Source organism: Legionella fallonii LLAP-10 (genome assembly GCF_000953135.1).
In the GTDB taxonomy this organism is placed as follows: domain Bacteria; phylum Pseudomonadota; class Gammaproteobacteria; order Legionellales; family Legionellaceae; genus Legionella; species Legionella fallonii.
In genome coordinates, this window is the sequence record NZ_LN614827.1 from 2,714,920 (window position 1) to 2,728,295 (window position 13,376).

The following is a 13,376-nucleotide window of genomic DNA, read 5'->3' on the forward strand; positions in this document are numbered from 1 at the left end:
TAAGGGAACCTACTCGGCTTCCCTATTACATCAATATGCTATCATTAAAAATGACTATTTAGTTGAGATGTCATATGAATTTTAAAATTACCGAACATTATGCAAGAGGGGAAGAAAAATTTATTGCTGAGTTTAATGAATTAAATGACGCAAAATTTTTTATGTCAAAAAAATCATCTATAGATGATGTGGAAAGAAAAAACGTTATTTATAGACTATATGATGACCATGAACTATTGCATGAATTAAATAAAGAAAACATTTCCATTACCCATGCCAAATATGCAGAAGGTAATGGTGATTTTAATAATGCAGCCCCATTTATTTTCCAAGTCGTGATAAAAACCATGGACTCTTTGGAAAGAAAAACAATTGCTCAATTTAATGATAAAAATGATGCCTATCTATTTGTCGTATGTAAATTCGAGCATGATAATACGATACATGATAACGATTTGCTCTTAATACTTAGGGATAAAATTTTAATTGATACGGCAAACAAAACCATCATTGCAAATCGAAAAAAAGAATCTAGTGGATCCAGTGGTAACGAGAAAGGATCAACATATAAGCTAAGTCCATTATCAACCAGGCCAACACCTGGCGGTGGCCCCGCCGATTATTGGGTTAAGAATGAGGATGAGGATGAATAAACAAGCATTGCGCATGGAACAGGTTGTACAGTCGTATGTAGCAGATAAACAATTCATGGGATCAATTCTTGTCGCACAACATGGGCATATTATTCTGAATAAAGGTTATGGCTACGCCAATCTTGAGTGGCAAATACCTAATACAACAACTACAAAATTTCGCATCGCCTCGCTCACAAAGCAGTTTACAGCCGTAGCGATTTTATTGCTTGAAGAGCAGGGTAAGCTTAAAATAAGCGATTTCATTAACCAATACATGCCAGATGCACCTTCCGCTTGGGACAAGGTATCTATCTTCCATTTGTTAAACCACACTTCTGGAATTCCTAGTTACACCAGTTTTCCAGATTTTGCTGCATTTACTACAAGTACCAAAACACCAGAACAACAAATCGATTTTTTTCGCAACAAACCATTAAGTTTTCAACCCGGATCAAACTTTGAGTACAACAATTCGGCCTATGTACTCCTAGGATATCTAATTGAAAAAATAAGTGGTCAAAGCTATGCAGATTTTGTTGTTCATAATATTTTCAAACCTCTTGATATGGACGATTCAGGATATGACTCCCATTCTGAGATAATATTACATCGCGCGTCTGGCTATATGGTGAGTCCCAATGGACTTTGTAATGCAGATTACTTAGATATGAGCATACCCTATTCAGCAGGTTCTCTTTACTCCACCACTCACGATTTACTGCTATGGGAACAAGGATTGTTTGGAGGAAAAATACTATCATCGGCATCACTAGAGAAAATGATTGAACCTTTTAAAAATGATTATGGATTCGGAGTAAGAATACATTCTTTAGATGGGCATAAATCAATAACACATGCCGGTGGCACCAGTGGATTCAATACAAAACTAATCTACTCGCCAGATGACAAGTTGACAGTAATCGTATTGGCCAATCTAAATGCATTAGGATATGTTGCGCAGGATCTTGCTTTGAAAATGGTGACCCTAGCTCATGGCAAGACAGTTACATTACCCTCAGAAAGAAAAGAAATAAATGTATCATCTGAAATACTTGCTCAATATGTTGGTATTTATAACTTTGCTCCCTATGTTGGTCCATACGGCTTAACACCCTTAAAGCAACTCGTTATTTCTCTAAAAAATGGCTACTTAATCGCACAAGAAACAAATCAACCAAAAACGCAACTTTTTCCCGAATCAGAAACTCAATTTTTTGGAAAAATACCAGACATCCAAATTAATTTTATCAAAAATAAACAAGGTCAAATCTCTCACATGGAATTGCACCAGGATGGGGAAGTTTCAACTGGAATAAATCATCAGCTATGAAAACTGCCTATGAGTCCACCTTTTAAATTATGAAATAACTGGAATTTTCATTATGCCCAAAAGCACCGTTCATCACCCCATAAACAAACCCAATTTTTTCTTAATAACGGGTGGCCCAGGCGCTGGGAAGACCTCTGTATTAAATGAATTAAACAAACAAGGTCAACTTGTTGTGCCTGAAGTAGCTCGCAAAATTATCCAAGCTCAAAATGCCGTTGATGGCAATGCAACACATTCCGGCAATAGAGATAATTTCTGTGATTTAATGCTTGAACAGTCCATAGCAGATTTTAAAAGAATGGAGCTGGTGAATCAGTCCGTTTTTTTTGACCGTGGCATTCCGGACTTATATGGTTATTCCCAACGATTTTGTGGCAAAATAAATACCGAAATAGTGCGAGCCACTCAGCAATATCGATATAACACTTCAGTTTTTATCTTCCCACCATGGTCTGAGATATATAAATATGATTTGGAAAGACAACAGGATTTTCAGGAAGCAATAGAAACCTGGAAAGCGATTAAGGAAGCACATACTGTCTGTGGCTATGACTTAATCGAAGTACCAAAAGATACTATCGAAAATAGGGTTAATTTTATTTTGCAATTAATGAACCTGTATAATGGATGAAAAAGGATTGCCCTAGAAATGCTGTATTATTTATAGTCATTTACTAACGGGCCACTAAAGAGCGCGGTATAAAGAAATATGATTGACCCCATAAAACAACTCAATATATGGATAGATGAAGAGCGCCATAAAGGTGCACCCAATCCTCAACAAGCAGTCTTGTCTACTGCAACAAAAAAGTCCATTCCCCATGCACGAGTGGTCGCTATTCGTGAGATTAGTGAACAAAGCTTATTGTTTTTCACTCAAAAAGGCACCCGAAAGGTGACTGAGTTAACCACTAATCCGAGTGCTTCACTCACTTTTTGGTTCGAGTTGTTACAGCGTGAAGTGATTATTGAAGGCGTAGTTGAGTCTTTATTGCCTGAGGAAAATGAACGATATTGGCAAACATATCCTCGCGAGGCGCAGATTAGATTTTATAGCTATGCAGCTACCTCATCCCAACCCATTTTAAACAAGCATCAACTCGAAAAGACAAAGAAGGACATTGACGTTAATTATCAGGACAAACCGCTACCAATGAGCGAATTTTATTGTGGATTTAGAATAAAACCTGTACGTATGGTATTTTATGCTTATCGCACTGATGAACTATCAGATGTGCTTGAATATCGCTATGTCGATAATAGCTGGATTAAAACGATGTTGTCTCCATAACTTACCTCTTTTTTTTGGTTAAATTATTTGGAACGATAACACTCTGAACAATGCTCAATCATTTCATATTATGGTAAAAATGATAATATCCCCCAAGAGGTACTTATGAACGATCGATTACATCGTTGGTTTTCTACTCTATCACAATACAGTAAAGCCCTTTACGCGTCATTCTATTCATTTGTTTTATATGCTGATGTGGTGAAGCGTTGGTACGGGTTGGGGATAGGATACCTTTTATTCCTCATTATTTTGGGAGCTATTCCTTTATCTGGACGGGTGATCGTAGCATTTAATCATTTTTTTAATGAGGAGATTCTATTCCCCATACAATCGATCCCTCCACTGACTATGCAAAATGGCGAGATCACTTACAATCAACCTATGCCTTATTTAATAAAAAATAACAAAGGAGAAGTGGTTTCAATAATCGACACAACAGGAACAGTGTCTGATATGAATCAGGCATATCCTCAACTCACGGTTTTAATTACCAAAAACAAAATGATTATAAGACCACCCAGTTATAAACAGTTTTTAGGTTTGGCTAAAGACAACATTGGCAACCCCATATATACACGTACTTTTGACAAAGGACTTAATGGACTGCTCTCTGGTGAAGAGTGGATTAATTCCACTGGGATTTCCAGATTAAATACTCTGATGCAAATCCTTATCTTTCCCAGTGTGACTTTATTTTATTTTGGAGTTTTTGGGGTTATGTTACTTCTACTGTCCGCATTAGTGCAGCTGTATTCTGATATTTTTTTCAGCTTTAAACTCCCATTTAAAGCCTCCTGCCGTCTATTGGCTGTAGCAGCAACACCTACCTTGGTGCTATTCTTTTTTATGCGATGCGGTAATTTTGCTGTACCGGGAATGAGTTTGGTTTATGGAGTGCTCGTTCTCAGTTATATCTCCTATGGGTTGTACTCAGTCAAACGACTTACTGTTTAATTTTATATATCCTAATTGGACTTAGCCCCCAACTCATTAATTCTATGCCCTGATAAATAGATTCAAATTGTTGGTGGTGTATCATTCGAGTGGTCACAATAATTCGGCTTCCTGGTTTTAGACGAGCCATCTTTGAGATTAATTCATTCCAGGTCGCATCAGTAAGGCAAGTAGCTGCCACGTAAATAATAGTAGCATCCCCAAAATCACAATGTAAAAAACTGTCATTGATAAATTGAATGCGCTCCATTTGGGGTAGGTATTCTTTCTCAACATCATGTTGTTGAAATCGTTGAATTGCTTTTTTAAGCAATGTATTCGATTGCTCATACAGCGGAGGCAACAACTCAATACCAATAGATTTGTTAACATTGAAAAATAATATAGTGCTCAATACTGCTTTTCCCGAGCCCGAACCTAAGTCATAAAAAATATCCTCAGTGGAAGGGGTGGCTCGTTCAAGAATGGTATAAAACGACAAAAAATCTATTTCTCCATAAATAAACTCCTTATCTTGAATCAAATGCAATAATCGATACCTTATCGAAGAGGATTTTGCATGAGCTTTTTTGTAAAGTGCCTCCAAAATCCCAGTCTTTTTTTCTATACTTGACCAATCTACCTTCTGAATTAGCTGTTTTTTTTGCTCTTTTTTCTTGAAATGGGGAACAAGTATGTTGGTTAATAGAAGTTTTAAGATAACTAATAAAAAAGGTATGGTGATAATAAAGTAGAACATTACGTGTCACAGTGTTTTAAGAAGCTTTATTATAGTATTACAGGTTCTTACGTAAAAATAATGTAAAAACTCCATCATACAGAATAAAATAAATTAATTTCACATATAATCTCCCTATTATTACAGATTTGAAATTGGTTTTCTTCATGAAAAAAGATAAAGAAAAACATCGACTCACCCCTGAGTCAACCACAGCAGAAGAACCAAAAATCTCTTCAACTACACTAGCGTTGCAACTATTAACCAAAGCAAAAGAAAAAAATAAAGAGGCAGAAAAAAAAGAGTCTGCTAATGAGACAGCAAAAGTACGTTGCAAGGTTTGTTTTAAAGAAATCGCACCTAAACGGCTTTGTTCTGGACATGGCGGAGGAGGCGGCGGTGGAGGTGACAGTGCCTCCTCTGATAAGACATCCGAGGAAAAAGCAAGGCAAGGTGAAGATAAATCTCTAACTCAACCAGGCAAAGTATTTGAGATTACGGATGCATTGATAGACGAATTTGATTCAGAAGAACTTAATTTAGAGTCTAGTTTTGCCCCAGAAATAATTGCGGAGTTGATCGATAAAGGACTATTGTTGGTTGATAGTGATCTCGAATCAAAGACCATTACCATTAAATTGCTTTGTGAGCCTAAGGTATTAACTGAAGAGCAAAGAGAAGAATTAAAAAAATTCATAGAAGCGATTACAAAAGAATTCAAAGAGTTTAAAGAAGAAAATAATCTTCCCGATGATTGCTTAAAAATCATTCAAGATGAGAATGGAAACATGCTTTCTCTTCGTATTACCATGCCCACATTAGCTTTATATGATGGATTTATCCAAAGGCTAGCAAATAATTTAGTTCCAATACCCAGTCAGAAAGCACAAGAAAGGAAGGATGTCACGAAAGATCAAGGTTTTGATCCAAATCCACTTTCGATGGAACCCAAGCCTTATAATTATAATAAAGATAAACTCTCTAAACCTGAAGAAATTGATCCAAATAAGGATGTAGAACCTAAAAAGTCGGAGGAAGATGAACAAAAAATCTTTAACCGATCTCCCTTCAATATGAAACCTTGGTAAAATGAGTATAGAAAATTAAAGATGAATCACTCTAAACGAAATAATCCCCGAACTGATGCTAAGCATTTCAAAAAAATATTGCTTAATTATTTTATAAGCGAATTCATATGGCTTTTGGCTTAAATGTAAACTTTATGTAAAAAAAGTCCGCGAATAAAAAACAAGCATGTTACTTAAATTATAATTAGAATTACTTGGTTTTAGGCCTAGTGTGTAAATAGGCTTTTTATGAGTCGGATAATACAAGCAATTAATTCAAAATTTGAAGAGGTTTTATATGCACATTGTTTTGTTATTAGGATCATCAACCGCTGGAAAAACATCTCTTTGTAGAGAGTTAGTGGCAAAACATAGTTGGAGTTCTGGAAGTGTTGATGAAATCTGTGACAAAATTCAAATTGAACGCACGGAAAAATTGACTCCTCTCTTACGTAAGGAGTTAAAAAATAAAAATCTTTTTGGCAATTTACAATCACTTATGACCGAAGATGACATTATAAAGCTTGCTAGTCGCGGTATCTTAACCATTTCAAAGGGAAATCATCAGTTTGCATATTCTTTCTCAAACCCTCTCCTTGAAGAGCTGGAACTGGTATTAAAAAAGGCTGGATTTAATGACATTGAAATCCCTGATCTTGCTAATTCCTTTCGTTTAGTGACTAAAATAGGCGACGCCGCCTTTAAAGATCATCCTTTTCCAGATCCCATGGAGAGGTTATATGATGATGTCTTCAATAAGAATAATTCTGAAAAATCATTTGTATTGGATGTTGTTCCCGATCCAAATGGCAGTGCTAAAGAGTGTTTAGAACAATTTGCAAAGCGTGCGCAGCTATATCGTAATCAAAATCCGAATGAAGCCCTAAGGACTTCTGTGGTATTTGCTTATTGTCCCCCTCAAAAACTGAGTGAACGTATTCAAGAGCGTAATCGTAAAGCTGAAATAGGTAACTCAGAGGATAAAAGAGTAGGATTATTCCCATTTTATCAATTAGCGGTTTTAACTACAGCAGATAAGAAATTAGACAATAACTCGGAGAATATCTTATCAAGAAATGAACTTTTTTATATGGTGAATAAACACGCCCATACTGATAAAATTGACGATCCGATATTTTTGGAAAATCCTGTTGATCAAGAAGCATTACAGCAAAATCATGATGATAATGTCGAAGTTACTATGATAAAAAATGGTAAGGTAATGATACAAACAAACAATGATAAGGTGGATATTCCAACATTTGATAAGCCTCGCATCGGTTCAAAAAATACAATTGAGGAATACAGTAAGTTAGCCAATAGGTTTGGATTTTTTGAAAAACAAGAACGTGTTTCTCTTAACATTCCTTCAGGAATAAGTTTTGATGCTGTGATTAATACTGCAAAAGGCAATCCAACATTTTTAGCAAATGAATTTATAGAGAAACTTGAGAAAAGTAAGGTATATTCAGAACGTATATCTATATTGTGAGGTAATTAAGCCTCTACCTCAAAATTGGAAAACCTCAAAGATCCTTTTTCTTTTATATTTATTTTCTCGAATGAATTCATAGGGTCAGAAAAATAAGATGTACCGACCTGGGGAAAAATTAGATTTTTTGTTTATCCTTTCTACGATCTCAGGGGACTCTTAAAGTCTGTTTGAACGCTTTTAGAAAAATTGTATAACTCAGGATACGCAGGGTATTAACCATACCTAGGAATTAAATTAGAATGGCTTCATGCTATAATTAGCTCATAGTGAACAATTTACGATACTAAATTATGCCAGAAATTACAGGAATTGACCGCGAGCTGATTGAATCCACTATGCGTCAAGCTCATATACCAGGTGTCAGTATTGCTTATAGAGATGGTAAAACAAGCACTCCGTCAACAACAAACATTGGCACAACCGACACACGTGATACTTCCATTGTGAGCGATGTGCAGGATGATACTGTTTTCGGTGCAGCCTCTTTGAGCAAGCCTGTTTTTGCTTACCTGGTATTAAAACTTATCGACAAAGGTGTTTTAAGTAGACCTGGAGAAAGTGCCGCGAGTGGCTTAGATAGACCTTTACATGAAGTGTTTCCTTTAGAAAAATTCTTTCATGAACATGGCAAACGATTAAGTGAAGTAGATATTGAAAGAGCTAAAGCAATTACGCCAAGGATGCTCCTGTCACATACATCCGGGCTAGGGATTGATGCTAGTGCTGCTTTGAGTTTTACACCTGGTACTGAATATGCCTACTCAGGTACGGGGCTCGAATATCTACAAAGAGTTATTAAGGAAAAAACAGAAAAATCACTGGGTGCTTTAGCTCAAGAGCATGTATTTGGGGAGTTAGCTTTGAATATGAAAAACAGTAGCTTTGTCCCACCTGGAGCCTCCGAAGATAAAGCTGATGCTGCTAATAGCCTCTACACAACAGCCAGTGATTATGCAAAGTTGATGACTGCCTGGATGCAGGATCCCAGTCCTGTTATGCAACAAGCGTTTGTAAGGCAAATCAGTTTAACCCAAGATAATCAAAGACTGACAGGAGAAACAAACCCTGCTGCTGAACATGTAGACATAAAAGTTAAAGAGCGTCTTGCGTGGGGTTTAGGATTGGGCTTAGAGCTTGATGAGACAGGTAAAGCAGTTAAAGCGTTTCATACAGGCGATATGAATCAATTTCGTGCGCAAACAGCACTCGATTTAGAAAAGAAATCCTGTATTGTTTATTTTGCGAATGCTCATAACGATATAGAGGCAAATGGCCATGTTTTAGGCCCACTCATTATTACACCAAAAATCCCCGTCGATTACGCCCATACATGGTTTTACTCAAAATTCCCGTTTGCATTAAACGTTGACCAGCTTCCTGAGGAACCTCATTTTGGCTTAAGAGTACAAGACAAGGATAAAAAAGTAGACAGCGATGCTGTCATGGGAGCATTTATGCCAAAAGGTGTGCCAACACCTGCTCCAACTCCTCATGAGAAAAAAGAAGCAGCTGATGCGAACTTAGAAGTACAGGAAGTTAGTAGCTATGCTGTCATGAGAGTGCTAATGCCAAAACAATCTCTGGCGCCAGCACCAGCACCAAGTTCTCATGAAATACAAAAACAGTCCGCTGAAGTATCCTCTCATACAACGGTGGTTGAAGAAGAAAGTCTGGCAGAAACTGATAAACCATCATCACCATCCCCACTTAAAATGACACCCAAACCACCTGATTACTCTTGATGTTTTATTTGCGAATCTATGCCCCGAGCCATTTAAATACAGTCGGTATTTTATTTTTTACGCAAGAATTTCTGATCTATATATCAATCATCACCTAGAGGTTTTGGTTTGAGTATAGTTTGAAAGTGAGACGGTGAACTATCGGCGAACAACGGTTAATCCGTCATCCAAAAAATTAGCCAACTTAAAATTCAAAAAATGGCAATCAAGTTAGCTATTCGCAGGGATTATTTAAAATTTTTATTTGGTTATGTTTATAATAAATCCAACATAAATGTGTTATAATTGTCTATTTGTGATTGATTAGATATCAAAAATGATGTTAGAAAAAAATAATATTGCCTTAATTTCCAGCGATAATGTAAAACAATTATTATCGCCTTTATCGAGCTTCAATATCAGTTATTTTGCCTACACCAAAGCTTATATAGATGGCTCAAGAGCACGATTAACTTCTAATGCGGAACATCTTAAAGCTTGGTTTGAAGATGAGCTTTATTTGCAGGGCAATGCCAATGCAAAAATTGATTTATATGAAAGCCAAGCAGCCTTAACCTCTACTTTGCCCAATCAATACCCAGTAAAATGGTCCGAAGATTATTTTAATATAGCCCATGGAATTCATCTGATAAGAAAACATGACGATTATTGTGAATTTTTTATGTTTGCTTCAACACCAAAGCATCCAGAAGTAGTGAATTTGTATCTAAACCACCTTGATATCCTCCAAAATTTTTGTGACTATTTCAAACTAAAAGCAGCTGATTTATTAATAAAGGCTGAACAGCAAAAAATTGTTACCCCCTTCCATAATAATGGCATAAAAGCTTCTCACCCAAATAATCTGGAACAAATCAATCAAGAACTCAAAAATCAGTTCAAGTTTACAAAAAGACAGCAACAATGCATCACGCTATTGTTAAAAGGTTCTAGTACAAAATCGATCTCCTCTCAATTAGAGTTATCTACACGAACCGTTGAACACTATATTGATTCTATTAAGGCGAAATTATTAGTACGCAATAAAGCTGAATTAATTATCAAACTAGTCCATTTATTCGGAAATTAATTACTTAATTCATTTCTGACTTCTAAAGATATATTTTTTTCAGTGGTTGATAAAATGCCTGTTCTTCCAAATATGCTATGGTTTATTATTGACTGCTCCACTGGACTGATTGAAGAATTTAATTCTTTTTGGGCGTTAGTGAATAGTGTGGATACCCATTTCAAAATTAATTCAATAGACCCATTATTTTTTTGCTTCTCTTCAAGTGATAAAGTGCTAAGCAAACCGATATCCATAGGTAAATACTCGTTAAGTTTTGATTGAGTTTGTAGAAACAGTGATTCAACTTGTAATTTAACCTGTTTCATTTCACTTCCTACTACCTCATTGTGTAATTTATTATAAAACACAGCCCACTGCTGGCGAATTTGATTTATGTAAGTCCGCTTAAATGAATCAAAAAAAGCATTCCAATCCACTGTTTCTCCCTTACTTTGTCTAGATAGTAGTTTTTTTGATAACAAATAAGTTGATTCCCATTCTTTATTTACTTCAAGAGGGGATGGACTTAGATTGGTGTTGCCAGTTAATAATTGGCAATTGATTAAAAACTCTTTCTTAAACTCACTGGATTCAAAGAGAGTATTCACCACAGCCAACTGTTGGAAAAATAGCTGCAATTTTTCAAAATAGACTTCTTCTTTAAGAGCTCCTTGATACCTACGTGCTGATTCCTGCTCAATTTTTTTAGTTCGTACGTAGCCAAGTGCCTTTATTTTTTCTTCCGGAGGCACATCCAATTGAATGAATTTTTCTAAGGAAAGCATATTAGAAGTATTTAAGGTGGTCACAAAATTTACTATGACCATCATTTGTATCAGTGATTTTATATGATCATCTTCATAAGAAAGAATCATTTCACAACTTCCGGGTTGTCCTTGACGAGCAGCACGGCTTTCGCCTTGAACTTCGACACGTAGATTTGCAGGATAAAATGCAAAAATTTGATGCAAGCCCCCGGCTTCTTTACTCTCTGAAGATGGCTCAATATCAGTGCCCCGCCCTGCTGTGTTAGTAGCCACTGTGATAATACCCGCATCCCCGGCCCTAATAACCAAATAATCTTCTGATTCACGCTGAGTTGCATTTAATAATTGATGATCTCTGTTACGTGATTTCATAAACTCACTGAATTCATTCGATTCATTGATTGTTTTAAACACAATTAAACTTGGGCGTTTCTTGTGATGCATCTCAAGGGCTGATTTTAAAATCGCTTCATATTGAGCCTTTTTATCCAGGCAAAGTTGTGGCTTTAATGTAATGCGTAGGCAGGGGTAATGAGGTGGAACATCAAAACAATCGACCTTATAAATACGCTCAATTTCTTCACGTTCAACTGCCTCACCCATAGTTCCAGTCAAGGCTAAAATGTGACGATACATCCCAAAATAAGTAGGATGAGAGAGAGAAGCTGCAGTTATCGTTTCGGCCTTGAGCCGCAGATTATGTTTAACCTGAAGGAATTGATGCAGACCATTCCCCCACTGTGAGCCTTCTTGAAAACGTCCTGTATTTTCATAATCGTTAATAACAACATCCTCTACTTCTTCCTTACTTTCAACATTGAGGTTACAAGTTGGTTTTACCAGATAATCTACGCCATGGGTTTTATCAACAATGGCCTCTTTAGCGCTCTCAATCCAATCACTTATTCTCTTTTTTGAAATGCTTAATAATACATCACGATACTTACCTTGTTCATACTCTAATAAATAGGCATGTAACTCATCAGGGTCAATCTTTAAATTCTCTTTAACTTTATTAAAAATGGGTTGGTATACCCACGCGATGTTTTCATTAGAAGGCACTGACATAAGCGCTGAATTCAGTGCCGTATCCAGAAATAGATTATCTACTTCATCGACTATAACTGTATCAAAGCTTCGTGCTTGCAATGCACCATTACGAAGAGAATAACGTAATCCTTCTTGATATAAACCATCTCTTAAATAAGCAAACTCATAATCAGTGTTCGTTCCATATAATATTTGTCCATGAAATTGGGCTTTTTTGACATGTTCCCCACAGATATGTGAAGAAGTAAGACCTAATTCCTCGTAAAAAGGTTTGTATTTTTTAGCGTCACGTATTGCCAAGTAATCGGCAGAAGTAACGATATCAACAAAGTCCCCTTTTAAAGCTGAGATTGCTGCTAGAATCGCAATAATTGTTGATTTTCCTTCTCCTGCTTTAATTTGTGCGATACGGCCTTTTAATTTCTCAGGTGAATTGAGTAAGGCTAAAATCGACAACACTTGAGTGTCATGGGGTTTAATTTTATAAGTTCTATAGACCGCCTCACAAATAAGCGACACTAATTGACATTTGGACTGTGGGTCATTAGTTTGCTTGTAGTGCAAACCAACTCGTTGTGCCTGCTCTTTAAGTTCTGATAGAGAAAGTTTACTTGCAGATTCTGCAGAAAGAGAGACAAATTCAAGCTGTGTTTTAATTAGCTTTAATTCATCCATGGATAAAGGAAAGGAAACAAGATCATTTTTTGTGGAGAAAATAGATATTAATTCATCGATTTCTCGCTTAGGAAATTTTGACTGGCGATATTGGGCATACTTTATCTCAAGTTGATCGTGTAAGGAGCCCAAATTAGGTAAGTGCGTTTTGAGTAAATCAATTAATCCAGGTTGCTCACGTAACTCCAGCAGCAATCGACAAACATGACTATACTGTTTTAATTCCCGTTGCTCTTCTGGAATATTCGCCTGAAATAGTATAAAGAAGTAGCGAACACCATTGTATTTTTTAAGATCATGGGCTGACTTAATTAATTGTGCAAAGTCCCCTTTCTCCTTGGAATTTTTTAAACAAAAATACGCGGCTTTAATGAGCAGTAAACGTTCTGACCTACTCCATGATGAACATCGCTTTGTTTCTTCTTCAAGGAATACACTCCAAGATAATTCAAGATTCGGCAAATACCTTTTAACGGTTGCCAGCGAATTTGCTCTAAATAAGAGGTAATCCCCTTCTTCTTTTAAATACGCATCCAGTTCCGTTAAAGGGCGATCAGTTGATTGAGATATAAACAAATTAGTTCTAAACATCGTAGTC

11 protein-coding genes are annotated in these 13,376 nt (G+C 36.3%); 9 read left to right on the plus strand and 2 right to left on the minus strand.

Annotated features, from left to right (window positions below; translation table 11 throughout):
- Positions 1 to 74: 74 nt before the first annotated feature.
- From LFA_RS11165 to LFA_RS11185, 5 genes are all read left to right on the plus strand, one after another.
- Positions 75 to 653: a hypothetical protein gene (locus tag LFA_RS11165; RefSeq protein ID WP_045096257.1), complete on the plus strand. Its 579-nt coding sequence runs from the start codon at positions 75 to 77 to the stop codon at positions 651 to 653.
- The gene (locus LFA_RS11170) at positions 646 to 1,965 is read left to right on the plus strand and encodes a serine hydrolase (RefSeq protein ID WP_052673945.1); all 1,320 of its coding nucleotides are present in this window, start codon (positions 646 to 648) and stop codon (positions 1,963 to 1,965) included. The genes LFA_RS11165 and LFA_RS11170 overlap by 8 nt, the downstream gene beginning before the upstream one ends.
- A 52-nt stretch (positions 1,966 to 2,017) precedes the next feature.
- A complete protein-coding gene (locus LFA_RS11175; RefSeq protein ID WP_045096259.1) occupies positions 2,018 to 2,596 on the plus strand; it encodes an AAA family ATPase in 579 nt (192 codons plus the stop codon).
- Between the two features lie 78 nt (positions 2,597 to 2,674).
- Entirely contained in the window at positions 2,675 to 3,256 is a 582-nt protein-coding gene (locus tag LFA_RS11180) for a pyridoxine/pyridoxamine 5'-phosphate oxidase (protein ID WP_045096260.1), read from the plus strand.
- 105 nt (positions 3,257 to 3,361) lie between these two features.
- Positions 3,362 to 4,213 carry a DUF1189 family protein gene (locus tag LFA_RS11185; RefSeq protein ID WP_045096261.1) on the plus strand — a complete coding sequence of 284 codons (852 nt, stop codon included), beginning with the start codon at positions 3,362 to 3,364 and terminating at the stop codon, positions 4,211 to 4,213.
- Here LFA_RS11185 and LFA_RS11190 read toward each other — a convergent pair.
- Positions 4,203 to 4,952, minus strand: a complete 750-nt coding sequence (locus LFA_RS11190; RefSeq protein WP_045096262.1) for a class I SAM-dependent methyltransferase — start codon at positions 4,950 to 4,952, stop codon at positions 4,203 to 4,205. The genes LFA_RS11185 and LFA_RS11190 overlap by 11 nt on opposite strands.
- A gap of 146 nt (positions 4,953 to 5,098) precedes the next feature.
- Between LFA_RS11190 and LFA_RS11195 the strand changes: the two genes are divergently transcribed.
- From LFA_RS11195 to LFA_RS11210, 4 genes are all read left to right on the plus strand, one after another.
- A complete protein-coding gene (locus tag LFA_RS11195) occupies positions 5,099 to 6,019 on the plus strand; it encodes a hypothetical protein (RefSeq protein ID WP_045096263.1) in 921 nt (306 codons plus the stop codon).
- Positions 6,020 to 6,296: 277 nt separating this feature from the next.
- The gene (locus LFA_RS11200; RefSeq protein ID WP_045096264.1) at positions 6,297 to 7,490 is read left to right on the plus strand and encodes a hypothetical protein; all 1,194 of its coding nucleotides are present in this window, start codon (positions 6,297 to 6,299) and stop codon (positions 7,488 to 7,490) included.
- A 293-nt stretch (positions 7,491 to 7,783) separates the two neighbouring features.
- Positions 7,784 to 9,235: a serine hydrolase domain-containing protein gene (locus LFA_RS11205; protein ID WP_045096265.1), complete on the plus strand. Its 1,452-nt coding sequence runs from the start codon at positions 7,784 to 7,786 to the stop codon at positions 9,233 to 9,235.
- Between the two features lie 316 nt (positions 9,236 to 9,551).
- Entirely contained in the window at positions 9,552 to 10,304 is a 753-nt protein-coding gene (locus LFA_RS11210) for a helix-turn-helix transcriptional regulator (protein ID WP_045096266.1), read from the plus strand.
- Here LFA_RS11210 and LFA_RS11215 read toward each other — a convergent pair.
- Positions 10,301 to 13,369 (minus strand): preprotein translocase subunit SecA, encoded by a 3,069-nt coding sequence (locus LFA_RS11215; protein ID WP_045096267.1) that lies wholly within the window; start codon positions 13,367 to 13,369, stop codon positions 10,301 to 10,303. The two genes, LFA_RS11210 and LFA_RS11215, sit on opposite strands and share 4 nt — an antisense overlap.
- Positions 13,370 to 13,376: the final 7 nt, after the last annotated feature.